18 protein-coding genes and 3 tRNA genes are annotated in these 25,870 nt (G+C 72.3%); 11 read left to right on the top strand and 10 right to left on the bottom strand.

The genetic code is table 11. The features are described 5' to 3' along the window. Nucleotides 1–87: 87 nt before the first annotated feature. Both WMF46_RS19710 and WMF46_RS19705 read right to left on the bottom strand, forming a co-directional pair. Nucleotides 88–1,665, bottom strand: a complete 1,578-nt coding sequence (locus WMF46_RS19710) for a methyltransferase domain-containing protein (RefSeq protein WP_437987019.1) — start codon at nucleotides 1,663–1,665, stop codon at nucleotides 88–90. A 6-nt stretch (nucleotides 1,666–1,671) separates the two neighbouring features. Further along, nucleotides 1,672–2,322: a transaldolase family protein gene (locus WMF46_RS19705; protein ID WP_437987018.1), complete on the bottom strand. Its 651-nt coding sequence runs from the start codon at nucleotides 2,320–2,322 to the stop codon at nucleotides 1,672–1,674. A gap of 304 nt (nucleotides 2,323–2,626) precedes the next feature. Between WMF46_RS19705 and WMF46_RS19700 the strand changes: the two genes are divergently transcribed. Beyond that, nucleotides 2,627–4,171 carry an ATP-binding protein gene (locus tag WMF46_RS19700; protein WP_437987017.1) on the top strand — a complete coding sequence of 515 codons (1,545 nt, stop codon included), beginning with the start codon at nucleotides 2,627–2,629 and terminating at the stop codon, nucleotides 4,169–4,171. A 20-nt stretch (nucleotides 4,172–4,191) separates the two neighbouring features. On the opposite strand, the gene WMF46_RS19695 is transcribed toward WMF46_RS19700, so the two are convergent. Then, complete coding sequence (locus WMF46_RS19695; RefSeq protein WP_437987016.1) at nucleotides 4,192–5,703, bottom strand: sigma-54-dependent transcriptional regulator; 1,512 nt, start codon at nucleotides 5,701–5,703, stop codon at nucleotides 4,192–4,194. A gap of 119 nt (nucleotides 5,704–5,822) precedes the next feature. On the opposite strand from WMF46_RS19695, the gene WMF46_RS19690 reads away from it, so the two are divergent. The 6 genes from WMF46_RS19690 (at nucleotide 5,823) to WMF46_RS19665 (ending at nucleotide 13,679) form a co-directional block, all read left to right on the top strand. Further along, nucleotides 5,823–6,680: an outer membrane protein assembly factor BamD gene (locus tag WMF46_RS19690; protein ID WP_437987015.1), complete on the top strand. Its 858-nt coding sequence runs from the start codon at nucleotides 5,823–5,825 to the stop codon at nucleotides 6,678–6,680. After that, a complete protein-coding gene (locus WMF46_RS19685; protein ID WP_437987014.1) occupies nucleotides 6,677–6,991 on the top strand; it encodes a hypothetical protein in 315 nt (104 codons plus the stop codon). The genes WMF46_RS19690 and WMF46_RS19685 overlap by 4 nt, the downstream gene beginning before the upstream one ends. Nucleotides 6,992–7,102: 111 nt before the next feature. Continuing rightward, nucleotides 7,103–7,579, top strand: a complete 477-nt coding sequence (gene greA / locus WMF46_RS19680) for a transcription elongation factor GreA (RefSeq protein WP_437718555.1) — start codon at nucleotides 7,103–7,105, stop codon at nucleotides 7,577–7,579. Then, entirely contained in the window at nucleotides 7,576–11,088 is a 3,513-nt protein-coding gene (locus tag WMF46_RS19675; RefSeq protein ID WP_437987013.1) for a sulfatase-like hydrolase/transferase, read from the top strand. The genes greA and WMF46_RS19675 overlap by 4 nt, the downstream gene beginning before the upstream one ends. Before the next feature lie 31 nt (nucleotides 11,089–11,119). Continuing rightward, entirely contained in the window at nucleotides 11,120–12,421 is a 1,302-nt protein-coding gene (locus WMF46_RS19670) for a hypothetical protein (protein WP_437987012.1), read from the top strand. Beyond that, complete coding sequence (locus WMF46_RS19665; protein WP_437987011.1) at nucleotides 12,408–13,679, top strand: outer membrane protein assembly factor BamB family protein; 1,272 nt, start codon at nucleotides 12,408–12,410, stop codon at nucleotides 13,677–13,679. The genes WMF46_RS19670 and WMF46_RS19665 overlap by 14 nt, the downstream gene beginning before the upstream one ends. A gap of 535 nt (nucleotides 13,680–14,214) precedes the next feature. Here the strand turns inward: WMF46_RS19665 and WMF46_RS19660 are convergent. Further along, on the bottom strand, nucleotides 14,215–14,775 hold the full coding sequence (locus WMF46_RS19660) for a GNAT family N-acetyltransferase (RefSeq protein ID WP_437987010.1): 561 nt from the start codon (nucleotides 14,773–14,775) through the stop codon (nucleotides 14,215–14,217). Nucleotides 14,776–14,883: 108 nt separating this feature from the next. After that, nucleotides 14,884–16,596, bottom strand: a complete 1,713-nt coding sequence (locus WMF46_RS19655; RefSeq protein WP_437987009.1) for a hypothetical protein — start codon at nucleotides 16,594–16,596, stop codon at nucleotides 14,884–14,886. 476 nt (nucleotides 16,597–17,072) lie between these two features. Here WMF46_RS19655 and WMF46_RS19650 point away from each other — a divergent pair, with 476 nt between their 5' ends. Beyond that, complete coding sequence (locus tag WMF46_RS19650) at nucleotides 17,073–18,503, top strand: serine/threonine protein kinase (protein WP_437987008.1); 1,431 nt, start codon at nucleotides 17,073–17,075, stop codon at nucleotides 18,501–18,503. Between the two features lie 23 nt (nucleotides 18,504–18,526). On the opposite strand, the gene WMF46_RS19645 is transcribed toward WMF46_RS19650, so the two are convergent. The 3 genes from WMF46_RS19645 to WMF46_RS19635 all read right to left on the bottom strand — a co-directional run bounded on the left by WMF46_RS19645 (nucleotide 18,527) and on the right by WMF46_RS19635 (nucleotide 21,649). After that, nucleotides 18,527–19,375 (bottom strand): hypothetical protein, encoded by an 849-nt coding sequence (locus WMF46_RS19645; protein ID WP_437987007.1) that lies wholly within the window; start codon nucleotides 19,373–19,375, stop codon nucleotides 18,527–18,529. Between the two features lie 166 nt (nucleotides 19,376–19,541). Then, nucleotides 19,542–20,669, bottom strand: coding sequence for a carboxylate-amine ligase (locus WMF46_RS19640; protein ID WP_437987006.1), 1,128 nt, complete (start codon nucleotides 20,667–20,669; stop codon nucleotides 19,542–19,544). Further along, on the bottom strand, nucleotides 20,666–21,649 hold the full coding sequence (locus WMF46_RS19635) for an ATP-grasp domain-containing protein (RefSeq protein WP_437987005.1): 984 nt from the start codon (nucleotides 21,647–21,649) through the stop codon (nucleotides 20,666–20,668). Before WMF46_RS19635 ends, WMF46_RS19640 begins: the two co-directional genes overlap by 4 nt. Nucleotides 21,650–22,033: 384 nt before the next feature. Here WMF46_RS19635 and WMF46_RS19630 point away from each other — a divergent pair. The 3 genes from WMF46_RS19630 (at nucleotide 22,034) to WMF46_RS19620 (ending at nucleotide 22,469) form a co-directional block, all read left to right on the top strand. Continuing rightward, a tRNA-Val gene (locus WMF46_RS19630) sits at nucleotides 22,034–22,105 on the top strand. A gap of 45 nt (nucleotides 22,106–22,150) precedes the next feature. After that, a tRNA-Asp gene (locus WMF46_RS19625) sits at nucleotides 22,151–22,227 on the top strand. Between the two features lie 165 nt (nucleotides 22,228–22,392). Continuing rightward, nucleotides 22,393–22,469: transfer RNA gene (locus tag WMF46_RS19620), tRNA-Asp, on the top strand. Nucleotides 22,470–22,559: 90 nt separating this feature from the next. Here the strand turns inward: WMF46_RS19620 and WMF46_RS19615 are convergent. Next, the gene (locus WMF46_RS19615) at nucleotides 22,560–24,071 is read right to left on the bottom strand and encodes a hypothetical protein (RefSeq protein ID WP_437987004.1); all 1,512 of its coding nucleotides are present in this window, start codon (nucleotides 24,069–24,071) and stop codon (nucleotides 22,560–22,562) included. 144 nt (nucleotides 24,072–24,215) lie between these two features. Continuing rightward, the gene (locus WMF46_RS19610) at nucleotides 24,216–25,613 is read right to left on the bottom strand and encodes a sugar transferase (RefSeq protein WP_437987915.1); all 1,398 of its coding nucleotides are present in this window, start codon (nucleotides 25,611–25,613) and stop codon (nucleotides 24,216–24,218) included. Nucleotides 25,614–25,870 lie beyond the last annotated feature (257 nt).

Here is a 25,870-nt window from a genome sequence, read left to right as displayed (position 1 = left end):
ACGCCGCGCCGCGTCGCTATAGCCACATTCACGTCACACGCCGATGAGCCCGGCGCGCTTCGTCCGCGTCGCCGCGTGGCGTGACGCCTAGCGGCGCTCGTAGCGGTCGCCGAGCCGGGCGCCGACGGGGAGCGCGCGCAGCAGGCGAATCATGGTCCACACCGTGCCAGCCAGCTTGCGCAGCTTCGAGGTGCCGACGCGCTCGTTGTACTCGATGGGCATCTCCACCACGCGATAGCCGCACTTCGCGGGGAAGAGCAGCGTGTCGATGGGCAACGCGTCGCCCTCACCGTCGAAATCGAACGCGCGAATCACCGAGCAGCGGTAGGCGCGCATTCCGCTGTGGACGTCGGTCGTCGGGATGCCATGCATCGCGTGTGTCATGGCGGCAAAAGCGCGGTTGGCGACGTAGTTCGGGACCGGCATGGCCGCCGGCCTCGTGCGGGTGCGCGCGCAGTTCACCACGTCGGCGCCCTCCTCCTCGATGAGGCGCCTGAGCACGGGGATGTTCTCGGCCGGATAGGTGAAGTCGCAATCGAGGTAGATGAGCAGATCGCTCCGGGCGGCGGCGCTGTACATGAGGAGCTCCATGGCCGGCCCGTGGCCGCGGGGCGGCACCTGCCGGAGCACGCGCGCCCCGAGGCCGGCCGCGATCTCGGCGGTCCTGTCCCGCGTGGAGCTGTCGACGCAGAGGATCTCCGCGTCGGGCGCCGCCTTCCTGATCTCGCCGATCATGGCGCCGACGCTCTCCTCTTCATCCATGGTCAGCATGCCGACGGTGAGCCGCATCCGGCGCGGGCGCGGCGGCTTCCTGGCGACGATCACGTGCTGGAACGCGAGGAGGCCGGGCGCGCGGTCGGCGACCACGTCCTCCAGCGGGCGGACGAGCGCGTGATACGCCTTGTAGGGGAGCGAGCCGGCGAGATCGCCAGGGTCGTCTCCTGCGCCGAGGCCGCGGAGGATGAGCCCCTTGGCGGCCCGGACGAGCATCGGGTTCTGCTCGACGCGGAGCACCTCGAGCCCGGCGCGCTCGATGAGCCGGACCGCCGAGGCGCGGGTGAAGAAGCGGAGGTGCGTGTCGTCCAGGATGCCGCTCGGCTCGTAGTCGAACCGGCCGGCGAGCAGGCCGAGGCGCACCGGCCAGGCCGCGACGTTGGGGAGCGAGACGATGACGTGGCCGTCCTCCTCGAGGTGGGGCAGGAAGCGGCAGAGCACGGCGAGCGGGTCGGCGGTGTGCTCGAGGACGTCGGCGAACAGGAGCAGGTCGAAGCGCCGGTCGCCGAGCGCCTCGCGCACGGCGGCCTCGCTCGTGATGTCGGCGGCGAGGACCTCGTCGAGCGCCGCGCCGGCGCGCGCGAGCGAGCCGGGCGCGATCTCGATCCCGGTCACGCGCGCGCCCGTGCGCTTGACGGCGGCGCCGTTGAGCCCGATCCCGCAGCCGACGTCGAGCACCGTCCGCGGCCGGCCGGCGGCGGAGACGAGGGCCCGGTTCACCTCTTCGACCGCGTACTTGCGCCCGGCGAAGGCCTCCGGCGCGGCGCGGGGCGGCGAGCGCCGACCCGGGGTGTCCCCGTTACCGAGAGGGCGCGGCCCACGGTCTTCGCGGCCTTCGCGGCCTTCCCAGTCTTCCCCGTCTCCTCGCGCGTGGCCGGGCTCGGCGTTCACGCGCGGCTACTTAGCACGCTTCTCCCAGGCGGCGTTGAATTCGCGGATCGTCTCCTCGGTCTTCGGGTTGTGGAGCATCTTCCGCAAGATGGCGGGAGGCACGGTCACGATGTGCGCGCCGGCGTCGAGCGCCTCGTTCACGTCCATGAGGTGGCGGATCGAGCCGACGATGATCTCGGCGCCCAGCCGCTCGCGATCGAGCCTCGCGCGCGTGCGCTCGATGACCGGGGTCGCGGCGTAGCCCATGTCGCGGATGCGCCCGCTGAAGATCGAGACGTACGCGCCGCCTGCGAGCGCCGCGAGGTAGGCCTGGTTGAAGCTCATCACGCACGTGACGTTGGTGCGCACGCCGCGCTTCGCGAGGGCGTGCGTCACCTTGAGGCCGACGTCGCTGAACGGCACCTTGATGCAGATCCGCTCGGGCGCCCACGCGTGATAGCCGCGGGCCTCGTCGAGCATCGCCGCCTCGTCCTCGCTCGTCAGCTCGACCGACACGGGCCCCGCCGACGCCGCGAGCACCTCGCGGATGCGCCGCTCGAGATCGACGCAGCCCGCGTCGCGCGCGAGGATAAGCGGGTTCGTGGTCACGCCGGCGAGGACGCCCCAGGAGAAGAGCTCCTTGATCTCGGCTGGGTTCGAGCTGTCGAGGAAGAACATGGAGCGCTCCAGCGGGCTCGCTCGAGCCCCGGCGCGGTCTAGGCCAGTTCGATGCAATAGAGAAGGGGAATAACGAAGGGGAATAGCGAAGGGGAGAAGTGGAGAAGGGGAGAAGAGAGAAGGGGAGAACGAGACACCGTCCACGCTGCGCGGCTCCCACGCTGCGCGGCTCGCCGCGCCCCCCTGCAGCGACGTTCGCGGTGCGGCCGGTGTGAACGACGTTGCAAAGACGGAGAGTCCGCGCTTCAGTTCTGGTTGTCGGAGATGTCGCTCCGACGGAACGTTTCTCCACGGCCATGCGTCGATGAGCAGCGGACGATCGTCGAGGGATCCGGTGGCGCACAGCCCGCTGCTCGCGGCGTGCTCGCCGGCGGGGCTCTACGTCGCCGCGCCCGACGGCCACCTCGTCGACTGCAACGAGGTGTTCGCCCGGCTGCTGGGCTATGGCTCGCGGGAGGAGGCGCTCGCGACGGGCGATCTCCACCTCGGCGGGGGCGCGGCGGGCGCGACGCCGCCGCCGGCCGGCGCGGTCGAGGGCTTCCTCACCCGCCGCGATGGATCCGCGGTCCGGGTGATGAGGACCGAGACCATCGCGGAAGCGCGCGGCGAGCGGCTCGTGGTCGGGGCCATCGTCGATCTCTCCTCCGCGCGCTGCACCGACGATCGCCGGCGCGAGCTCTCGGAAGGGCTCGGCCAGGCGCAGAAGATGGAAGCGGTGGGGCGGCTCGCGGGCGGGATCGCCCACGACTACAACAACCTGCTCGCGATCATCCTGAACTACACGAGCCTGGTGATAGAGGAGCTCGACGAGCAGAGCCCGGTGCAGAAGGATCTCGCCGAGATCAAGCGCGCCGCGCAGCGGGCCGCGTCGCTGACGCGGCAGCTGCTCACGGTGAGCCGGCGGGGGCTCGCGCAGCCGGTCGTGCTGGATCTGCGGGACGTCGTGCGCGGCATGGACGGCGCGCTCCGCGCCGCCGTCGGCGGCAGCATCGATCTCGCGATCGCGCTCGGTCCGTCGGCCTGCCGGGTGCTGGCGGACGCGGGGCAGCTCGAGCAGGTGGTGATGAACCTCGCGCTGAACGCGCGCGACGCGATGCAAGGCGGCGGCCGGCTGTCGATCGAGACGCGCGCGGTCCGCGTCGGCGCTGCGGGGAGCCTGCACGACGCGCACCCGGCGGTCCCGCCCGGCCGGTACGCGCGCCTCGTCGTGAGCGACACGGGCAGCGGGATGTGCGACGACGTGCGGACGCGCGCCTTCGAGCCGTTCTTCACGACGAAGCCGAGGGGGAAGGGGACCGGCCTCGGGCTCGCCACCGTGTACGGGATCGTCAAGCAGTGGCACGGCCACATCGAGCTCGCCTCCCAGCCTGGGCAGGGCACGCGCGTCGAGATCTACCTGCCGCTCTCCGCGCGCGGGGCGTCCTCGCGGCGAGCGCGCGCGGGACATCCGCGCCGCGCCGCGCCGCGCCCGGGCGATGGCGGGACGGTGCTCGTCACCGACGACGAGGACGCGGTGGTCACGCTCGCGAGCCGGATCCTGGGGCAGAACGGCTACACGACGCTGACGGCGCGCGGGCCGCGCGAGGCGCTGCGCGTCTGCGAGGCGCAGCGCGGGCGCGTCGACCTGCTGCTCACCGACGTGCTGATGCCCGAGATGTCCGGCGGCGAGCTCGCCGCTCGCCTCGTGAAGCTCAGGCCGGACATGAAGGTGCTCTTCATGTCCGGCTACACGGGCGACGCGCTCGACGGCCCGTTCGCCGTCCGCCCGGGCGCCGCGGTGCTGGGGAAACCCTTCACGGCCGAGTCGCTCCTCCGCGCCGTCCGCAGGGCGCTCGAGGGGGCCGCGTAGGCGGGACGCGCCGGCCTTGCTTACGGCGCCTCACCTCGCTTGATGCCGTACGCGCGGATCTTCTTGTGGAGGTTCGTGCGCTCGACGCCGAGCAGGACGGCCGCGCGCGAGATGTTCCAGTCGAGGCTGGCCAGCACCTCGACGATGTAGCGGCGCTCGGACCGATCGCGGAACTCGCGGAGCGTGAGGCGAGGGCGCTCCGGCTCGTGGCGGGCCGCGCCCGCGGGCGGCTCGGCCGCGCCGGGGGCGGGGGGCGCCGCCGCGCCGTCACCGGCGGCCCCCTGCGCGTCGTCCTCGAACGGGTTCTCGTGCGGATCCTCCGGGAGATCGGCGATCGTGACGACATCGCCCGAGAGGATCGCGGCGCGCTCGATCACGTTCTTGAGTTCGCGGACGTTGCCCGGCCAGCTCCGGCGCTCGAGCGCGGCGTAGACCACCGGATCGATGGCCTTCTGCTTGAGGCCGTTCTCGTTGCAGAACGCCGCCATGAACGCGTCGGCGAGCGCGCGCAGGTCCTCCATGCGGTCGCGCAGCGCCGGGCTCTTGATGGGGAACACGGCGAGGCGGAAGAAGAGGTCCTCCCGGAAGCGCAGCGCGGCGACCTCGCGCGAGAGGTCCTTGTTCGTCGCGGCGAGCACGCGGACGTCGACGTACCGGCTGTGCTCGCTGCCGACGCGGCAGATCTCGCCCGACTGCAGCGCGCGCAGCACCTTGGCCTGGGCGGCGAGGTCCATGTCGCCGATCTCGTCGAGGAACAGCGTGCCGCCATGGGCCTGCTCGAAGAAGCCCCGCTTCGGTCCGCTCGCCCCGGTGAACGCTCCGCGCTCGTGGCCGAACAGCTCGCTCTCGATGAGCTCGCGCGGGATCGCGGCGCAGTTGACCCGGACGAAGGGGCCCCGCGCCCGCGGCGACAGCCGGTGGATGGCGCGGCTGACGAGCTCCTTGCCCGTGCCGCTCTCGCCCGTGATGAGCACGCTCGCCTTCGTGGGCGCGACGCGGTCGATCTCCTTGAACAGCCGCTGCATCGCCGCGCTCTGGCCGATCATCTCGTAGCGCGCCTGCACCTGCGCCTTGAGATCCTCGACCTCTCGAGCGAGCCGCGAGTTCTGCAGCGCGTTCTTCACGCCCACGAGGACGCGCTCGCGGTTCAGCGGCTTCTCGAAGAAGTCGCTGGCGCCGAGCTTGATCGCCTTCACCGCGTCGTTGACGGTCGCGTGGCCGCTGATCACGATCACCGGGAGCTCGCGGGTGGCGTCGTCCTGGCGCACGCGCTGGAGGAGGTCGAGGCCGTTCATGCCGGGCAGGAGCAGGTCGACGAGGGCGAGGTCGACGGGGCTGTCGCCGTGCGCGAGCAGCTCCAGCGCCGCCTCGGCGCTCGGCGCCTCCGCGACCTGGTAGCCCTCGCCCTGCAGCACCAGCGCGAGGGTGCGGCGGATGTTGCGCTCGTCGTCCACCACGAGCACGGTGGGCGCGGCGGCGCCTCCCGGCGGGGCGGTGGCCGCTGGGGCGAGCGGCGGAGAGGAAGCGGGCATGGGTCGACCATACCCCAGCTCAGCCGTGCGCTACGATGCGGGGAGCGAAGGAGCACAGGCCCGCCCCCGCGGCGGAAGCCCTGGCGCGCCGGCGCCGGATTGGGTACGAGGCCTGCTCGATGAGACCCTCCGCCGCTGTCCTCGCCCTCGCCGGGTGCCTCGCTGCCCTCGGCGGGCTCGCGGGCTGCGATTTCGAGCTCAACGACGGCCGCACCGCGACCCTCACGTACACCGAGGACGCGCGCGCCGCGTACAACGAGGCGATGGCCGCCTTCCAGGCCAAGGACTGGGAGGACGCGCGCGCCCTCTTCGGCGAGGTGAAGCGGCTCTTCCCTTACAGCCGCTACGCCCGGCTCGCCGATCTCAGGATCGCGGACCTCGATTTCGAGCAGGGAAAGTACCCGGAGGCGATCTCGGAGTACCGCGCGTTCATCCAGGAGCACCGGACGGACCGGAACGTCGAGTACGCGAAGTACCGGATGGCGAAGGCGCTCTACCTGGACATCGACGACACGGTGTTCCTGCCGCCGGCCGAGGAGCGCGATCAGGCGACCACGCTCGAGGCCTACAAGGAGATCCGGACGTTCCTCCGGCAGTACCCGCGCAGCCGGTACCGCGAGGACGCGGCCTACATGCTCGAGGTCGTGACGGGGCGGCTCGTGCGCCACGAGCTCTACGTCGCGCGCTACTACCTCAAGGAAGACGCGTTCGACGCGGCCCTCGCGCGGATCGACTACGCGCTGCGGACCTTCCCTGGCTCCGGGCTCGATCCGGAGGCGCTCGTCCTCAAGGGCGAGACGCTCCTCAAGATGAAGAAGCCCGACGAGGCGCGCGCCGTGTTCGAGTCGGTCATCCGGGACTGGGGCGGCCCGTTCGCCGTGACCGCGCGCCGGTTCCTCGACGAGATGGGCGGGCCGCGCGGCACGCCCGCCAAGAAGGCGGCGTCGGGCCGCGCCCCCGCGGGGCCGCGGCTGTGACGCAGGCCGTCGGGCGGCCGTCCTCCGGCGCTCGCTACGTGCTGGAGCAGGCCGACGCCGGAGATGCGCCAGGGGAGTTCGTGTACCGGGGCCTCGTGCGGCTCCCGGACGCGGACGTCCCGGTCGAGGTGCGGGTCGCCGAGGCGACCGGCGCGGCCACGGCGACGGTGGACGTCGCGGCCGTCCCGCACGGCGGACCGCACCCCGAGGAGCTCTCCAGGACGGCGGCGGCCCTCGTCCGGAGCGCGACCAAGTCAGCGGACGCCCATGCGCGGCGGCCGCCGCGGAAGATCGTTCGCTGGCGCGGCTAGGCGAAGGCGGCGGGGGGTACGCGCTGCGGTCCGGGCGCCTGGCGCCTCGGGCGATCGGCGCGCCCAGGGACGTCGTCTCCCGGCCGGGAGCCATGCTAAAAGCGTCCCACCATGTCCGAGAAAGTACCGATGACGCCCGAGGGGCAAGTGCGGCTCCGCGAAGAGATGCGACGGCTGAAAGAGATCGACCTGCCGCAGGTCGTCAAGGACATCGGGACGGCCCGTGAGCACGGCGATCTCTCCGAGAACGCCGAGTACCACGCCGCCAAGGAGCGGCAGGGCATGATCGTCGCCCGCATCAGCTACCTCGAGCAGACGCTCTCGCGCGCCGAGGTGATCGATCCGTCGAAGCTGAGCGGCAGCAAGGTCCAGTTCGGCGCCAAGGTCAAGCTCGCGAACGTCGACACGGACGAGGAGCAGAGCTTCCAGATCGTCGGCCCCGAGGAGGCCGATCTCAAGGTCGGGCGCATCTCCATCGCCTCGCCGCTCGCGCGCGCGCTGCTCGGCCATGAGGTCGGCGAGGAGGTCCGCGTGAACATGCCCGCCGGGCCGCGCACGTACGAGATCCTCGAAGTCTCCTACGCATGACCGAGCGCAACGGGGCCGCTCCGATGCGCCCGCGGGGCCATGGGGGCGCCAGCCGGCCTCCTGGGGGGCCCGCGCCCTCCGGGCGGCCCCTCCTGGGGAGCCGGCCTGACACGACGGCCGCCGGGGAGGGGATCGCCGGCGTCGTGCCGGGGCCGGCCGGCCACCGGGCCCCGGCGGCGCCGCGCCCGCAGGCCGGGCCGGCGCGCCCGTCCACGCCGGCGCCCGCGCCGAGCCGCGCCACCTTCCCGAGCGGGAGCTCCGACGCGCCACCGAGGAAGCTGGAGACGGAGATCGGGTGGCGCATGGCGGACGCCTACCTCGCGATCGCGGCGCTCGCGCTCGCCGAGCTCCTGGTCGTCGGCGTGTGGCGGTGGCGAGAGCTCCTCGGGCCCTACGAGCTCGGCCGCGCCCTGCGCGACCTCCTGCCGCTCGCGCTCTCGGCCGCGGCGCCGTGCGCCGCCGTCCTCGGCGCGGTGCTCGAGATCGTCATGCGCGCCGAGCGCAAGGCGTTCCGCGCCGCGGCCGCGCTGATCGCGGGCGCGTTCGGCGGCGCGGTGGCCTTCGGGGTCTCGACGGGGCGCATGCTCGAGGGCGGCCGGCGCGCGCCCTTCATCGCGGCGCTCGCCCTCGTCGCCGCCGCGGCGACGTTCGCTGCGGCGCCGCGCGCCGCGCGCGCCCTGAAGCGAGCGCGCGCCGCGGCCTCCGGCAGGTGGCTCCTCCTCGCGGCGATCTGCGCGATCGTCCTGCTCGAGGTCGCGAATGTGCGCGTCTTGCCGCGCCTCTACGCCGCCTTCCACCTGGGGCTCGGGGCGCTCACCCTCGCGGCGGCGACCTTCGCGACGCCGGCGCTGCCTGCGCGCGCGGCGCGCCTGGAGGACCTGCACGGGCGGCGCTCGCCCAGGCTGGTGCGCGCGGCGCTCGCGCTCGTCCTCTTCGCGTTCGGCGCGGCGCTCGCGCCCGGCGCCGCGGACAGGCTCGCGCTGGCGGACAACATCCGGCTGATCTACGCGACGCACAGCCCGCTGCTCGGCCACGTGGTCGAGCTCGCCGCCGTGCTGTCGCCGCCCGAGCCGCTCGACGCCGCGCCGCTCGACGAGCGCGCGAGCGGGCACGCCATCGATCTGCGGGGGCGCGACGTCGTGCTGATCAGCGTCGACGCCCTGCGCGCCGACCACGTGGGGGCGTACGGCTACGACAGGAAGATCACCCCGAACCTCGATCGCCTCGCGGCCGAGGGCGTGCGCTTCGACGCGGCGTACACGCCGACGCCGCACACGTCGTACGCGGTGTCGTCGCTCATGACGGGCAAGTACATCCGCCCGCTTGTGCTGCAAGGGCTCGGGGACGACTCCGAGACCTTCGCGCAGCACCTCCGCCGCTACGGCTACAAAACGGCGGGCTTCTATCCGCCGGCGGTGTTCTTCATCGACGGCGAGCGCTTCGGCGCGCTGCGCGACCGGGCGCTCGATTTCGAGTACCGGAAGGTCGAGTTCGCGAGCGCCCAGCTCCGGCTGGAGCAGGTGCGGAGCTACCTCGCCGGGCTCGGGCCGGAGCAGCGCGCGTTCATGTGGGTGCACCTCTTCGAGCCGCACGAGCCGTACGAGGCGCACCCGGAGCACCCGCTCGGCGACCGCGACATCGACCGCTACGACGCGGAGATCGCCGTGGCGGACGCGGGGGTGGGCGCGATCGTGGACGAGGTCCGCAAGGGGCGCCCGGACGCCGTCGTGATCGTCACGGCCGATCACGGCGAGGAGTTCGGCGAGCACGGCGGTCGCTACCACGGCACGACCGTGTACGAGGAGCAGGCGCGCGTGCCGCTCGTCGTGAGCGCCCCCGGCCTGCTCTCGCCGCGCGTGGTCCGGGCGCCGGTGCAGCTCGTCGATCTCCTGCCGACGGTGCTCGCGGGGCTCGGCATCCCGAGGCCGGCGCGCGTGCGCGGCGCCGACCTCGGGCCGCTGCTCGCCTCCGGCGACGAGGCGGCGGAGCAGGGCAAGGCGGCCCCGCCGGGCGGGCCGCCCTCGCTCCCGGGCTTCGCGTTCGCCGAGACGGACACGCAGACGCTGCTCGCCAAGGGCACGCTGCGGCTCGTCTGCGCGCGCAAGATCGGCGCGTGCGCGCTCTACGACGTGGCGACCGATCCGCGCCAGCAGGAAGACATCTCCGCGCTGCGCCCGGCGGAGCTCGGCGCGATGCGGTCGGAGCTGCGCGCGATCGAGGCGTCGCACGGGCGTTACGAGGTCCGCGGCCTCCGGCAGGAGGGCAAGGGCTGGCCCGACGCGCTCCGCCGCGGCATCGCGGGCGACGCCGACGCGGTCGTCGAGGTCGCGGCGCTGCTCGACGACGCGGACGTGGCCATCCGGCGCAAGGCGGGCGAGGTGCTGTTCGATCTGCGCCGCTCCGAGGCGGCGCCCTCGCTGCGCCTCGCGCTCGTGCGCGATGAGGACGACGAGGTGCGGCGCTGGGCGGCGCTCTCGCTCACGCGGCTCGGCGAGGGCGCGCCGCTCACCCGCGATCTCGTCGTCGATCGCGATCGCAAGTGGCGGCGCCTCGCGGCGCTCGCGCTGGCGGAGTCGGGCGATCGCCGCGGCGACGACGTGCTCGTGGCGTGGCTGCGGCAGGTGGTCCGCGGCCCCGAGCAGGACGGCGGCGCCGACGCGGGCGAGGTGACCTCGTTCGAGCGGGCGCGCGAGATCGTGGACGCGCTCGCCAAGATCCGGGTGAAGGCGGCGCTGCCGCCGCTCATCGCGGCGCTCGGCGACGTGCGGCTCCGCCCGTACGCCGCGGCCGCGCTCGCGGCGATCGGCGAGGACGCCGCGCGGCCGGCGCTCGCGGAGCGGCTGAGCCAGGAGCCGTACCAGACCGCGCGGATCGCGATCGCGGAGGCCCTCGTGAAGCTCGGCGCCGGCCCCGAGCTCCGGGCGCCGCTCCTGCGCATGCTCGGCACGCCCGATCCGCTGCCGGGGGGGCTCGGGTTCGCGCTCCGGGCCGACATCCTCGACCTGCTCGGCGGGCCGCGCGAGCGCGATCTCGGCCGCCTGCGCCGCTTCGCGAAGAGCGGGGTGGGCCTCGGCGTCGTGATCCCGAAGGCCGGCAACGGCAAGGGCGTGCGCGTCCTCTGCCGCGCGCGGACCGACGACGGCCGCCCCGGCGAGGTGCGGTTCGGCAGGCCCACGCGTGGCTGGCGCCCGCCGAAGCGGGACGGCGCGTCGCTCGTCCCGGCCAGCGCGCCGGAGCTGGATCCGGAGCGCGCTGTCACGCTCGCGATTCCGCCGGGGAGCGAGCCGACCGAGGCGTTCGCGACGCTGCCGCCCGCGGCGGGCGCTCAGGCCGGCAATTACGGCGATTTCGTGGTGTACGCGACCCAGAACGTCGAGGTGTCCGCGTGCGCGGTCGTCCCGCTCAGCGACGAGATCCCGCCCCCGCCGCCTGCGCCCTGGTCGCCCGGGGAGGCCGGGGCGCCGCCGCGCTCGGACGACGAAGCGCCCGCCGCTCACCGGCCAGATTGACGCCGCAGGCCGCGAGACTAGAGTCCGCCGCGTGTCGGACAAGGACCGAGAGCAGGCCGAAGAGAAATCCGCGCGGAGCGACGGCGATGTCGCCACGCGGAGCGATGGCGACGAGGACGGGGCCGCGGAGGCGGCCCCGGCGAGGCCGCCGCGCGGCGCTCCGGTGAAGGACGCCGGCGGCGATGGCGGCGACGGCGACGGCGAGGCCGCGCAGCGCGTGGCCGAGGCGCTCGGCGTCAGCGAGGCGGAGGAGGCTCCCGCGCCGGAGGCGGCGGGCGAAGAGGCGGCCGAGGCGGCGCCGAACCGCGCGGCCCGCCGCCGCGACGAGGCCACCACGCGCCGTCGCAAGAAGAAGGCGACCGGCGAGGAGCTGCCCAAGGACAAGAACGCCCGCGCGAAGGAGCTGCTCGCTCGCCGCAGGGAGCAGGCCGAGGGGCGCCGCCCGGTCCAGCTGCTGCCGGGCGAGATGGTCGAGGACGCGCTCAGCCGGATGAGCAGCGGCGCTGGCCGGTGGATCAAGGCGAACTTCCACATCCTCCAGTGGGGCGCGCTGGCGGCGATCGTCGCGACCGGCGGCGTGCTGTTCTACCTGTCGCGGGCCGAGAAGAAGGACGCCGTCTCTTCGTCGGCGCTCGTCTCGGCCGTCGCCGCGGACCGGGGCAGGGTGCTCGCGGAGGACACGCGCACCGAGGAGGAGAAGGAGCTCGACGTCACGAGGACCTTCAAGACCGCGGACGAGCGATCGGCCACCGCGCTCGCCGAGTACAACAAGGTCATCGACGAGCACGCCGGCACCGGGGCGGCGACGCTGGCGAAGCTCGGGCAGGCCGGGGTGCTGCTCGACAAGAAGGACTACGCGCACGCGCTGGACGCGTACAGCGTCGTGGTCTCGTCGCCGCTGGCCGGGGCCGATCCCGACGTGAAGGGGCGCGCCATCGAGGGCATCGCCTTCGCCCGGGAGGGCAAGGGTGATCTCGACGGCGCGCTCGCGTCGTTCAAGGAGCTCGAGGCGATCGACATGAAGGGCTACAAGGAGCTCGCGCTGTACCACCAGGCGCGGCTCCACCTGGCCAAGGGCGACACCGACAAGGCGAAGGAGCTGCTGAAGAGCGCGCACGAGAAGCTCCAGGCGCCGTCGACGGAGGGCCGCCCGTTCCAGTTCCTCGAGGCGGTCGTCGAGGAGATGCTGCGCAAGATCGATCCGGCCGCCGTGCCGCCCCGCGCCGCGTTCGGCGGTCCGAAGGGCCAGTCGATGACGCCGGAGGAGATCGAGCAGCTGCTCCGCCGGGCGCGTGAGAACGCGGAGAAGAAGGCGGGCGATGCGCCGCAATAGCCGCGCAGCGGGCGTCGCGCTCGTCTGGCTGGGGCTCGCGCCGCTGAGCGGCTGCGGCAACCTGGGCGTCGCTGCGGCGCCCGACGCGCCGCTCTGGCTGCACCACCCGGGCGGCGCCCTCGGCATCACCATGCGCCGCGAGCTCACCGCCGAGACGCGCAAGGTCGGCGAGGCCTACGAGCGCGGCCGCCCCGAGATCGACGTGGCGCACCGGCGCGTCTTCGTCGGATCGAGCGATCACGGGCTGTACGCGCTGCGCGCGGACACGAGCGACGTCCTCTGGCGCTTCGAGACGCTCGGGCCGGTGCAGTGCGAGCCGCTCTACGACGCCGCGTCGGACACGGTCTATTTCGGCTCGGACGATGGCGCGCTCTACAAGGTGCGCGCGTCCGACGGCGCGCTGCTCTACCGCTTCATGACCAACGCGAGGGTCGCGCGGCGGCCGGTGTTGCGCGACGGCGTGCTCTACGTGACGAACTCGAACGACACGCTGATCGCGCTCGACGCGGCGACGGGGGCGATGCGCTGGCACCAGCACAGGACGCCGGCGGGCGGGATGGAGATCTCCGGGCACGCGGGGCCGGCGCTCGGCCGGGACAAGGTCTACACCGCGTTCTCGGACGGGGTCGTGATGGCCTACGACCTCAAGGACGGGTCCGAGCAGTGGGCGCTCGTCGACCTGGCTGCCGAGGCCGAGCAGAGCGCGGGCGGCCAGACGCCGAAGTACCTCGACACGGACACCACGCCGGTCCTCGGGAAGATCGCCTCGGGCGATGTGGTCTTCGTGGCGGGTTACGCGGGCGGGGTCTTCGCGCTCGACGCAGAGAACGGGACCCGGGCCTGGATGAACGAGGCGGCGGTCGGCGTGACCGAGCTCCTCCTGTGGGAGCAGCCTGCGCACCAGCCTCGGAGCGGAGGCGGTCCGATCGTGCCCGCGCGGAAGGTGCTGCTTGCGTCCTCCGGCATGACCGGCCTGTGGGCGCTCGATCCGGAGGATGGCCGTACGATCTGGCGCCGGGACCTGCCTGACGGCGGCATCTCGGCCCCCGTGCCGTTCTCGGGGGCGCTGCTGGTGACGACCACGCGCTACGGGATCTTCCTGTTCTCTCCGCTGGACGGGGCCGTGATCGACGGCATCGAGACCGGCGGCGGCATCGCGATGACGCCGGCGGCGTACGGCCGGCGCGCGTTCGTCCTGACGAACGGCGGCTCGCTGCTGAGCCTCGACGTCGAGACGCCCCCGGTTCCGAAGGGCTGAACACACGCACAGATTGAGGCGCGGCGGCTCGATGCTGGCGGGCCGAAGGGCACGCGGGGCGTTGCGGACGACGCCTTGATGCGCGTTGCGGGGCTCCGGAGTGGTGCCTCCGGCCAGGTCTCGTGGCGGGCAGAGCCAGGGGGTGGCGGCGGACCGTCCGTGGGCGAGGCCGACCGACCCAGGTTGCAGGCCGACCACCCAGGTTGCGGCGACGGCGGCGACCGGTGCGGCCGACCCAGGTTGCGGCGACGGCGGCGACCGCGACCGCCGCGGGATGCGGCCCGATCGGCCCTCAGGTGCATGGATTTGCTCGTGAAATCGAGCCGAGCTCCCCTGCCGGCCGCACCGGCCTTGGATCGCATAAGAAACATTATGTCAACTCGCGCAGCCGGTCGGTTTTCCGGGCCCCACGGCTGGCGCGGGCGCAGCCAGGCGAACCCCGGCCGGGCCGTCGCGCGCTTCTGTAACCGCGCCCCTTCGCCCGGGCGCCCGCCGGCTCACGACGGCCCCGAGCGAACGGTCCGCCCGGCCGGGCTCAGCCCTCGCTGCGCTCGTCGCCCCCGTCGCCCTCGTCCAGCGCTTCAGGGCGTTGCGGCGGGATGGCCGCCCACAGGATGACCTCGCCGGCTCGGGCCGGCGGGCTCCCGGAGGCCTCCTGCTCGCTCCACCACGCGCGGACCTTCGCGGGCGCGCCCTCGCCGAGCGGCTCGAAGCCCTTCTTCTCGTAGAAAGCCTGAGCCCAGCTCGCCTTCTCCCTGGAGCGCACCACGACCTGCTCCATGCCGAGCTCGCGCGCTCGATCCTGGAGGTCCGCGAGCAGCCGCGTCCCGATGCCGCCTCGCTGGTGGTCCGGGTGCACCGAGAGCTCCTCCAGGACCGCGACCCCGGGCGCCTCGTCGCGCCACGCCAGGTAGCCGGCTACCTCGTCGTCCGCCTCCGCCACGCGCACGTCGTGTCGCCGCGTCAGCGCGGCGAGTTCGGCGAGCGTCCGCGCCTCGATCTCCGCCACCCCAGGGCCAGCCTCGCGGTGCGTCGCCGTACAGGCCTGCTCCAGCGCTACGAGCGCCGGCAGCTGGGCCTCCTGCAGTCCTGTCACGCGGATCCGCTTCGGAGCTGTCCGTTCGTCATGCATCCCCCGAGGCTACCGTCGATGCGCGGGATGCCCCACTTCTTGCCGAACGTGTCCCCGCGGCGCCGCGGCAGCTCAGCTGCGCAGCTGGAGCAGCCGCGCGATCGTCTCGCCGTCCCCGGGGCTCAGCGGGACGAGGATCCCGAGCGCCGCGCCCCGGGGCGGAGCGTTCCTTCCATCCATCGGGACGAGCCGGAGCTCCCCGGCGCTCGAGATGCCGATCACCGCGATCCGCAGCGCCGGCAGCGGCTCGATCTGCGACGCGGGCAGCCGCGGCGGCGGCGCCTGCCATTCCCCTTCGTACGGCGGATCGTTCCACGACGAGTCCTCCGACGAGCCCCCACGATCGTCCGTGGCGTCTCCCTGCGACCAGGACGCCGCATCCTCCGCGCGCTGCCCCTGCACCGCGTCCGAGGGCTCCCCCGCCAAGGTCGGGTCGCCCTGATGATCCGCAGAGGCGATGCCGGCGTCGGCTTCATCCGGCTCAGCCTCGGTCCAGTCGGCGCGGTCGTCGGACGCGTGGCCCGCCTCCGGTGCGGCCGCGGGCGGCTTGCCGTCGCCCGCCAGCTGCTCCAGGGCGAGCATCGGCGTCTCCTCGTCCAGATCCTCGATCCGGAGCTCCATCAGCACCCGCTGCTCCTGCGGGGTCAGGGGGCGGCGCGCGGTGCCCTCATCGTCCGAGCTCGGCCAGAGCCCCGGGCGCCGCTCGGTCGCCTCCTGCGATGAGCCCGCGCCGAGCGGGACCGCCGGCCGCCGCGCCAACGCCGCGGCCATGGCCGTCGGCGTCGGCACCGTCGCGCGCTGATCGGCCGGAGGATCCGCGTCGGCCGGCAGCTGCTCCCCGCTGGCACTCTCGCGCGCGGCGTCCGACGCGCCCTGCCCCGGCTCCTGGCCAGCGAGCGCCCCCGCGGCCGGGAGCTTGACCGCCGGGACCTCCTCGGTCACCGCGGTGGTCGACGACACCCTCCCGTGGGGCGACGCCGCGAAGCCGGTGATCGCACGCGCGTTCGCCGTGACAGCGCGGCCAGGCGATCCGGCCGTCGAGGCGGCCGCACCCGGCGGGGCGCCGGTCTTCGTCGCCGCGGCAGGGCGCGCCGGGAGCCCTGGCGCGTGGCTTGGCGTGCGCGCTGCGGGCGACAGCTGGGTCGGGGTCACGTCGCGCAGGGCCGCTGCGCTCACCGGCGCAGGGGCGCGCCCCGGCACCACCGACGCCGGCCGGCCCGGCCCCGCCGCGGGCCTGGGCACGGCGCCGTCGCGGAACATCGCCGCCGCGGACGAGATCGGGCTCGGCGCTGTCGGCGCATCGCCGGCGGGCGCGCGGACCGAAGGCGCCCGCATCGCGGCGGGCGGCGCGCTCGTACCCGCGCCGCCGCGCTCGGCTCGTCCTGCCTCCACGCCCGGCGGGTGCGACGGTCGCGCCAATGCCCCCGGCGCGCTCGGCCTAGGCGGCGCCGCGCTCGCCGTCGCGGGAGGCGCGCCGGACGCCTGGGGAGGCGCGCTCGCGGCCGCATTCGGCGGCGCGCTCGCGGTCGTGGGCTGCGAGGCCGTGGCCGTATCCGCCTCGGGCGCCGCGATCTTCTGCGCCACCTCCGCGGCGGCCTTGAAGAGCTCGAGGGCGCGCAGGTCGGCGTTGGCATCCGAGGCCTGCTCCGCGGCGCGGCGCAGCCATTTCAGGGCCTCGTCGCGCTCCCCGCGCCCCCACAGCGCGGTCGCTGTCGACAGCGCCCAGTGCACGTCTTCGTTGTCTTCGTCGTGAGGCGGCGGGATCGGGCGCAAATTGGCTTCCATGAGGCCTCGTCGAGCAGGTCGCTCACCGTGTATCACGACTCCAGCGACCGCGTCTTCAACGCGAGCTGGCGCACTTTTCGCACCTTTGCGCGCACTTTTACACGCGTCTTTACACGCAACGAATCATTCCCTTTCGCCGCACTCGGTTCCCATCGGTTCCGATCGGTTCCCATCCGTTCCGATCTCCTCGCGCGCCGCATCGATCGCCCCGGCCGCGCTCGCCGCGTCCTCTCTTCGGGCCGCGCTCGCCTACCCTTCGCTGCGATGCGTCCCTCCGAGGCGCCTTCGCCCCCGAGCTTGAGGTCAGTATACGCTTCGTGGCACCCTGGCTTTGCGGGACCTCCTTCGTGACGTGCAGGCGCGATGGCGCTGCGTCGCTCCGGCAGACGTCGAGGCTACGGGCCTCCACGAACGTAACGGTGGCACTCGAGCCCTACCCCTCCAAACTCCGCCTCCCCATCTAGTAGGACCACCGCGTGCAGATCCTGTCGGACCTCAAGCCTGGAGACACGCTGGGCCGCTACGAGCTCCTCATGCCGGTCGCCCGTGGAGGGATGGCGGCCGTCTGGGCGGCGCGCCTCGTGGGATCCCGCGGCTTCCAGAAGATCGTCGCCATCAAGACCATGCTGCCGGAGTTCGGCGACGACCCGGCCTTCGAGGCGATGTTCCTCGACGAGGCGCGGCTCGCGTCCCGCATCCGGCACCCCCACGCGGTCGAGATCGTCGAGCTCGGCGACGAGAACGGCGTGCTCTACATCGTCATGGAGTGGGTCGACGGCGACACGATCGCCTCGCTGAACAAGCAGGTGAAAACGACCGGCGGCGTCCCCCTGCCGATCCTCCTGCGCATCGCCTCGAGCATCTGCGCCGGCCTGCACGCCGCGCACGAGCTGCGCGACGACGAGGGCAGGCTCGTCGACCTCGTGCACCGCGACATCTCCCCGCAGAACGTGATGGTGTCGTTCGACGGCATCGTGAAGATCGTCGACTTCGGCGTCGCCAAGGCCACGGGCCGCCTGCACGAGACGAACGTCGCCGGCCAGCTCAAGGGCAAGATCCCGTACCTCTCGCCGGAGCAGCTCACGTCAGGCAAGGTCGATCGGCGCGCCGACATCTTCTCGCTCGGGGTCCTCCTCTACACGACCCTCAGCGGCTACCACCCGTTCCGCGGCAAGACGGACGCGAAGACGATGGAGAACATCATTCGCTTCGCCCCCGTCCCCATCCGCGAGCTCGTGCCGGACATCCCCTTCGATCTCGCGCTGGCGATCGAGCGCGCGCTGGCCAAGGATCCAGCGGACCGCTGGAGCGACTGCGCGTCGTTCCAGCGAACGCTCGACCAGATCGCGATCTCTCTCGGCACCCCGGTCACGGAGGGCGACGTCGGCCGCTTCGTCCGCGAGACGCTCGGGGACGCCGTCGCCGAGCGCCGCAAGAAGCTCGCGACGGCGATCCAGCTCGCGGACAGCCGCTTGTCGGCGCGGGGGGAGCTCCGCGCCACGTCCGGGCGGCGAGGCGAGCCGCGCAGCAGCAAGCGGCCGCCCGCCGGGAACACGCCGCTGCCGGCCACGTTCGCCGGCATCCTCCCCGTCTCTCTCGACGAGCCGCCGCCCAAGTCCTCCTTCCCGCCGCCGCCCTCCAGCCGCAAGCTGCCGGTCAAGTCCGCGCCTCCGGCCCTGATGACGCCGGCGCCCCGCCGACGGCGGCGGTGGCCCCGCCGCATCTTCCTGGCCCTGGTCGTGGTCCTGCTGCTCGTCTCGGGGGCGGCGCTCGCCGCCCGCGCGGGCCTCCTGCCCGTGCCCGGCGAGGTCCACGACGCGCTTCGCGACGTGCGTGCGCTCCTTCGCGGCGCGCGCGAGCTGCTCCGCGGCGTCCTCGAGCGGCTGAGCGCGCTCCTCGCGGACTAGCGCGGACTAGCTCCGCGCGGCCGTCACTTGATGCCGGCGGACGGCTCCGGCAGGCAGACGCCGAGCGCGCAGAGCAGCAGGTTGACGTCGCCTGCGGCGCAGTACACTTGCCGCGCGCAGTAGTCATCGTAACCGCAGAGCTGATGGCAGGACGCCTCGTTCCCGAGCGCCCCGGTGAACGTCATGCAGGACCAGCCGCTCGACAGCCAGAGCCCCTCGGGCCGCTTCGTGTCGAAGAGGCACGCGTCGGCGCGCGTCTCCGGGTCGAACACCTCCGCGGTGCAGGCGTCGCCTCCGGACAGCTTGCCCCGCGCGGCGGACATCGTGTTGAGCAGGTAGGTCACGTCGCACGCCTGATCCGAGGCCGAGTCCCGCGCGATCCGGGCGCGCAGATCGTCCTTCCTCGCCGCGTAGGATCGGACCGCGCGGATCGCGCCCGTGACCTGGTTGTTTCCGCCGTCGGGCTTCGTCCCTTCGGCGAGCGCCGCCAGCACCTTCTCGACCAGCTGCTCCGTCTCCGGATCGGCGCCCGCGGAGCCGTCCTTCGCGTAGCCGAGCCGGATGGTCGAGGGCGGCGTGCGCGACGTGCACGGCTTCGCGTGCGCCCAGAGCTCCTCGCTCACGATGGGCGGCCGCTTGGTGAACGGCTGCTTGCAGACGCCCACCGATCCGGGAGGCAGCGAGCCGGATGCCCGCGGCGTCGGCTGCCCAGGACCTTCGTTGACGTACTCGGTCGACGCGCAACCCGCGGCGCCCGCGGTGACGGACAGCGCGAGCAGCCAGCCCACCGAGAGAGCTGCGACGCAGCGATGCGGAGCGTTTCCCACGGCCGCACGGTAGCAGAGCCGGAGCGCGAGCAGAAATTCTCGCACGGAGGCGCGCCTCGGCCGGCGGCCGCCGCTCGATGCATCCTGCCCTCCCCGCCGCCCCTGCCCCGCCGAGCGCCTCCGCGGGAGCCGCCCGCGGCCGGGAGGAGGGCTCCTCCCGGCGCGCGGCCTCCCCACGGCGCCCACGGCGTCCTCCGCCGCCGGGCAGCCCTTACAGGCCGAGGCTCGACTGCTCGATCAGGTCGTCGACCACGGCGTGGAAGCTCTTCGTCCGGGCGAAGACCGCGAGCTGGCGATCCGCGCTCGTCCCTTCGTGGAGGATCCTCCGGACCCGCTCGAGCTCGCCCTGCGATCCGAAGATCTCCGCCGACTCCTGCACGAACTCGAGGAGCTCGCCGACGAGGTGGCGGACGGGGACCTGCTCCTGCTTCCCGAAGTCGATGAGCTGCCCGTCGAGACCGTAGCGCACGGCGCGCCACTTGTTCTCCTCGATGAGCTCCTGCCGGTACTCGCGGAACCCGAGGTTGCGCCGGTAGAGGAGGTAGAGCTTGCCCATGACGGCCTGGACGAGCGCGGCCAGCGCCACGGTGTCGTCGAGGCGCGTGGTCATGTCGCAGATCCTCACCTCGACCGTGTCGAAGAACGGGTGCGGGCGGACGTCCCACCAGATCTTCTTCGCGTTGTCGATGCAGCCCGTCTTCACGAGCAGATCGACGAAGCGCTGGAAGTGGCCGTACGACTCGAAGAGCCCCGGGATCCCGGTGCGCGGGAAGCGCTTGAAGATCTCGCTGCGCGTGCTCTTCAGCCCCGAGGGGCGGCCGAGCCAGAACGGCGAGCTCGTGGAGAGCGCGAGGATGTGCGGCAGGAAGTAGCGGACCTGGTTCGCGAGGGCCATCGCCACCTCGCGGTCCTTGACGCCGACGTGGACGTGCAGCCCGAAGATGAGGTTGGCGCGGGCGACGTCCTGCAGGTCCTCCACGATGCACCGGTAGCGCTCGCCGTCGGTGATGTCCTGCTTCTTCCAGTCGCTGAACGGGTGCGTCCCGGCCGCGACGATCCGCATCCCCCCTCGCCGCGCGAGCGCGTTCAGGCTGCCGCGCAGCTCGACGAGCTCTCCCCTCGCCTGCCGGATGTCCCGGCAGATCCCGGTGCCCGTCTCCACGACCGACTGGTGCATCTCCGGGCGGGCCCGGCCGCGCAGCAGCTCGTGGCCCTGCCCCCCCTCGAGCAGCTGGCTCACGTACGACCGCAGCTCGCGCGTCTCCGCGTCGACGATCTGGAACTCCTCCTCGATGCCCAGCGTGAACTGGCCGTCGAGGAGCCCCTCGACGTCGGTCATGACGAGGCCCCGAGCCGGACCTTGCCCACGGAGGGCCGGACGAGCCTCGACCACGCGTAGCCGTCCCTCGTCCGCCGGTCGCCCCTCGAGCACTCCACGGCGAACGAGACCATCCAGTCGACGGCGATGTTGAAGTACCGCTCCCGCAGGTGCTCGATGTGCATGTCCGGCGCCGGGTTCGTGAAATCGATCGCGTACGGGACGCCGTCGCGGATCGCGAACTCGATCGAGTTCATGTCGTAGCCGAGCGCCTTGTTGATCTTGATCGCGTCCTCGATGACGCGGTCGTGCAGCGCCTTCGGGAGCCACCGCTCGCTGTCGTGCTGCACGTAGCAGCCGCGGAGCCCCGTGGGGCCGATCGCCCTGGGGTCGTACTGGATCGGGAGGACGCGATCCTTCCCGACGCAGATGCAGCGGACGTAGTCGTCGAAGTCGATGAACTCCTGCAGGGTCATGACGTTCTGCCCCGAGGCGTTGTAGGCGGCGAGCAGCTCCTCCTGGCTCCGCACCACCGACACGTCCTTCCACCCGCCGCCGTCCGCGGGCTTGAGGATGGCCGGGAAGCGCACGTAGTCGATGATCGCCTCCCAGTTGAGCGGATACTCGAGGTTGCGGAGGCTGCGCTCCTTGACGATCGCCGGGATGTAGTCGCGCTGGGGCAGCATGACGGTGCGCGGCGTCGCGATGCCGATCTGCGACGCCAGCGAGTAGCCGAAGAACTTGTCGTCGGCGCTCCACCAGAACGGGTCGTTGATCACGAACGCCCCGCCGAGCGCGGCGGCCTTCAGGTAGAAGCGGTAGTGCTTCACCTCCTGGCTGATCCGGTCGATGAGCACCCGGTACGGGCTCTCGAACCGCTCGGGCGTCCCGCCGAGCTTCGCGATCTCCGCCCGGACGCCCGGCACCTTGTTGCACCTCTCGAGGAAGGCCTGAGGGAACGACTGTTCCCAGCCGACGAGGATGCCGATCTTCTCCGCCATACGTTGCTTGCTCCTCCACTACGCGTACACGCCGCTGGCGCCGCTGACGCACAGCGTAGCGCGGACACATGGGAATTTTACGCTGGAAGTGTGTCGATGAGTCAGGTTGTCACACGGTCCAACAGCTCTGTTCGCACGTCTGCCCAGCGCGTTCGTGACAGCGCTTGCCATCACAGCAAACGAGCGACGCGAGGCGCGGGCGCGGCGCGGCACGGATCGCGAGGGCGGAGGCCGGGGGCGGGCCCGCGTGACGGCGGGCGGCGCGTGGCGAAAGCCACGGAGATCCAGGGGCAGGCGCGGGCTCGATCTGCCAGGGACGGAGGCCGCGAGAAATAAATCTTGACGGACTCCGTTCGGCGAGTACAGTCGCGCACCTCTCCGACGGGGCGGGTAGCTCAGCGGCAGAGCGTCGGCCTTACAAGCCGATGGTCGCAGGTTCGACCCCTGTCCCGCCCACTTCCTGGGTTCAGGGGCCTGGGTGATCTGTAGTGATGTCAGTCTGGGGTGGTAGTTAAGTTGGTTATAACGCCGGCCTGTCACGCCGGAGGCCGCGGGTTCGAGTCCCGTCCACCCCGCCAGCTTTCTTCCCTGTCATCTGAGTCGATGCTCGCCTGAGCCTCCCTTGGTTGGCTTGCATCGCTCGGTGCACGCCAGGCGAGGAGGTTGGCTCATGGCGAGCTTGCTCATGGGAAGCAAAGCCGAGCTGGCTCGGCGCTCGCTGAGCGGTCGTATCCCTGATGTCTGGGGTGGTAGTTAAGTTGGTTATAACGCCGGCCTGTCACGCCGGAGGCCGCGGGTTCGAGTCCCGTCCACCCCGCCAACGCTTCTTGAATTGCCGCCGCGCCGCCGCGCCGCCGTCGCACTTCTGACAGGCCGGGCGCTTCAGGCGCGGCGCGCACGGCATCGCGCCTCAGTCGCTGCGCTGCGAGAGCGTGAGCAGCGCCTTGACCTTGGCGTACGAGATGTAGGGGTTGTCCTCGGCGCCCCCGAGATCGTCGGCGTCTTCGCCCGTGCCCTGGGCCCGCACCGGGATCCAGAGATAATCCGGGTGGAGCTCCTTGCCGTTGACCCCGTTCACGATCGAGGGGTTCTTGATCCACTCGCCGCCCAGGATGGTGAGGTTCTCGTCGAGCTCGAGCACGTAGTGCAGCTCCGACACGGAGAGCGGCACGGTGCGCTGCTCGGGCGGCGTGAGCAGCGTCTCGCCGGTGACCGAGTCGGAGATCATCCAGAAGCGCGCGGCGACGCGGACGAAGCGCGTCGCGCCCGGGTTGAACCTGTAATTGTAGCAGTCGGCGCCCGCATACGCGCCGCCGCACAGGAGCCGCGCGGCCTGCCGGACGTCCACCTCCTCGATGACATCGATCGAGAACTGCTTCACGGGGAAGCTCCACACCTCGACGTCCCAGGTGTGGTCGACGATGAACATGAGCTTCTGTCGCTGGGTCGAGTCGCCGTGGAGCGGCTTTGCTCCGACCCCGAGCAGCCCGGTCATGGCGACGTGCATCGTGGCCGGGTTCAGGTCGCGGCAGGCGGGGTCGACGGGCCTGCCGTAGACGTCGCGCATCGTCCGATCCGCCCGCGTCTCGCAGCGGCGCCCCGAGAAGGTCACCGAGTCGCTGAAGTAGAGCTCGCTCATCAGCGCCTCGATGTCCGCCATGCGGAACAGGACGCAGCCGGTCTCCGCCGCGGCGCACTCGGTCACCTTCGCGCCGGAGAGCTTCACCCGGACGTCGCGGCGCGGCCCGGCCCCCTCGGCGGCGACGTAGGCCGACCACCCGTTGCAGTGCCCCCACCAGTACTCCGGGTAGACACCCTGGTAGAGCCCGTGATGCTGTAGCTCCCAGCGCGTGGCCGGGCCGGCCACGACCACCGTCGGCTGGATATACGGAGGATTGCGCAGGTAGGGGGGCCTCCTGAGGTCATCCATGCTCCACGAGGCGATGGCCCCGAGCGTCTCCATCTGCCCCGAGTGGAACAGGACATCGTATTTCTCGACGGGAGAGATGTTGTCCGGGTCGGAGATCCGGTCGGAGTAGTTCTTGTTGGCCGAGTTCCAGCGATCGGCGATGCCGTTCTGCCGCTGCGGCCACCAGTTCGAGGCGAACGCGGTCGACTGCGCCTCGCCTTCCCGGAGCGTCGAGTTGAGCTGGAGCAGGGAGCCCCGGAGCTCGGGGTGCAGGTGCGAGGGCAGGTTGGCGCCGTCGAGCGCCTCGCGGCCGCCGGTTCGAGGGATGAGGAGCTGGTGCGCGCCGCCGAGGATCTGGCCGGTCTCGGGCGAGAAGCCGAGCACATACGGCAGCTCTCCGCCTTCCATGAAGCGGAAGGCCGAGACGTTCAGGCTGCTCGCCGCGACGGCGACGCTCTCTCCCGGCGCCGGGTCGAGCTCCGCGCAGCCCTGGACCAGAAGCACCGAGCTCACGACGCTCGCCCTCATCCACGTCTTCATCGCCGAACCCCCCGGAGACCGACGCCCGCCGATCTCTGGCGCGTGCTCTGCAGAGGGCGCGCCACCGAGCCCGGCGGTAAAGAGCGCAGCCATTGCACGGAGCGGCGGCCGGACGATTCACCGTGCGCCGATGCGCCAGAGCACGACCTTCACGGTGTCGATGAGGATGGAGATATCGAACCAGAGCGAGAAGCTCTTCATATAATAGAGATCATACTGGAGCTTCTCCAGCGCGTCCTCGGCGGACGCGCCGTAACGGCAGCGCACCTGTGCGTGCCCCGTCACTCCCGGCTTCACGAAGAGCCGCTGCCGGAAGAAGGGGATTTGCTTCTCCAGAGCGTCGATGAACTCGGGGCGCTCGGGCCGCGGACCCACCATGCTCATCTCGCCGACGAGCACATTCCAGAGCTGCGGCAGCTCGTCGAGCCGCGTCTTCCGGATGAACCGCCCCACGCGGGTCACGCGCGGATCGTTCTCCGTCGCCCACGCCGCCCCGTCCTTCTCGGCGTCGGTCCTCATCGAGCGGAACTTGTGGATCCTGAACGGCTTCCCGAGAGCGCCTGTCCGGATCTGCGAATAGAGCGCTGGCCCCCTGGAGTCGAGCTTCACGAGGGCGGCCGTGAGCGCCATCAGCGGAAGCGCGAGGACGAGCCCGGCGGTCGCGCACGCGACGTCGAAGATCCGCTTCGCGATCCGCGTCCGCCGCCGCACGCTGAACCCGTGAGAGAAGATGATCTGGCTCGGCTTCAGCTCGCGCACGCAGATCTTGCCGGTCACGCGCTCGTAGAAATCCATGCCCTCCTCGATCTCGACGCCGCGGAGCTTCAGATCGAGCAGCTCTTCCAGCGGGAAGGCGGCGCGGCGATCGGACGTCGCCACGATCACCGCCGCGACGCCGCGCTGCTCGACGAGGCGGCGGAGGTCACGGTACCTCCCCGCGATCTCGGCCTCGTCGATCGGCTCCTCGTCTCGGACGAGCCGGCCGGCGAGGCGCAGCCCGAGGACCTGTCCATCCTTCCGGATGAGGGCCGCGCACGAGCGGGCGAGCTCGCCTGAACCCAGCACGACCGCGCGCTTGGAGAAGCTCTCGCTCCTCATCACCCGATCACACGCCGCGCGCCACGCGGGGAGCACGAGCGCCGCCGCCCCGAGCGACGTCAGGATCACCCGGTCGCTGATCTCCGCGTCCGGCACGAGCCAGAACGCGAGCCACAGCACAGCCGCCGCCAGGCCGAGCGCCCGGAACGTCGTCAGGACCAGCGCCCGTGCCCTGGGCGGCTCGGGCCCGTAGAGGCCGTGATAGTAGAGCGACACCAGCGCAACCAACGAGATGCTCGCTGTCCGTCCGAAGCGCTCCCCATCGAGCATGTGCTCCCAGCCCACGAGCACGCCCGGCGCGCAGCACACCAGGAGCGAGAGCAGGCTGGCCTCGACAAACCACACCATCGCCCGGCGCGGCGACCGGAACAGCTCCAGCATCGTCCCTCCACTCGTCGGCCCCGGGCGGTCGCACATCACGGCGCGTCGCCTCTGACGGGGCACCTACGGTTGTAGTTGAACCTACACTAGAGCAGACCGGGGCAGATCGCCAGATGCCTCCGACGAATCTCATTTCATGACGGCGGACTGAGCCGCCGCGCGCGAGGCCGGGCCCGGCGAAATTGGCGCTTTTGCGGCCGGGTCGCGGCGATGACGTGCGACCTGTCGTGGGGAGTCGCGGCGCGAGAACGCCATCGACGGATTGCCTACGTGGAGTCCTTAGCGTCACGTGG

Source organism: Sorangium sp. So ce117, assembly GCF_051524395.1.
Taxonomy (GTDB): Bacteria; Myxococcota_A; Polyangia; order Polyangiales; family Polyangiaceae; genus Sorangium; species Sorangium cellulosum_B.
The sequence above is the reverse complement of the archived record's forward strand: the minus strand, read 5'-3'. Positions and strand labels throughout refer to the sequence as shown.

Bases quoted from the DNA above. Each gene is read 5' to 3' on its own strand.
- WMF46_RS19705 (WP_437987018.1), bottom strand. From the start codon at position 2,322: ATGTTCTTCCTCGACAGCTCGAACCCAGCCGAGATCAAGGAGCTCTTC.
- WMF46_RS19700 (WP_437987017.1), top strand. From the start codon at position 2,627: ATGAGCAGCGGACGATCGTCGAGGGATCCGGTGGCGCACAGCCCGCTG.
- WMF46_RS19695 (WP_437987016.1), bottom strand. From the start codon at position 5,703: ATGCCCGCTTCCTCTCCGCCGCTCGCCCCAGCGGCCACCGCCCCGCCG.
- WMF46_RS19690 (WP_437987015.1), top strand. From the start codon at position 5,823: ATGAGACCCTCCGCCGCTGTCCTCGCCCTCGCCGGGTGCCTCGCTGCC.
- greA (WP_437718555.1), top strand. From the start codon at position 7,103: ATGTCCGAGAAAGTACCGATGACGCCCGAGGGGCAAGTGCGGCTCCGC.
- WMF46_RS19675 (WP_437987013.1), top strand. From the start codon at position 7,576: ATGACCGAGCGCAACGGGGCCGCTCCGATGCGCCCGCGGGGCCATGGG.
- WMF46_RS19665 (WP_437987011.1), top strand. From the start codon at position 12,408: ATGCGCCGCAATAGCCGCGCAGCGGGCGTCGCGCTCGTCTGGCTGGGG.
- WMF46_RS19655 (WP_437987009.1), bottom strand. From the start codon at position 16,596: ATGGAAGCCAATTTGCGCCCGATCCCGCCGCCTCACGACGAAGACAAC.
- WMF46_RS19640 (WP_437987006.1), bottom strand. From the start codon at position 20,669: ATGACCGACGTCGAGGGGCTCCTCGACGGCCAGTTCACGCTGGGCATC.
- WMF46_RS19635 (WP_437987005.1), bottom strand. From the start codon at position 21,649: ATGGCGGAGAAGATCGGCATCCTCGTCGGCTGGGAACAGTCGTTCCCT.
- WMF46_RS19610 (WP_437987915.1), bottom strand. From the start codon at position 25,613: ATGTGCGACCGCCCGGGGCCGACGAGTGGAGGGACGATGCTGGAGCTG.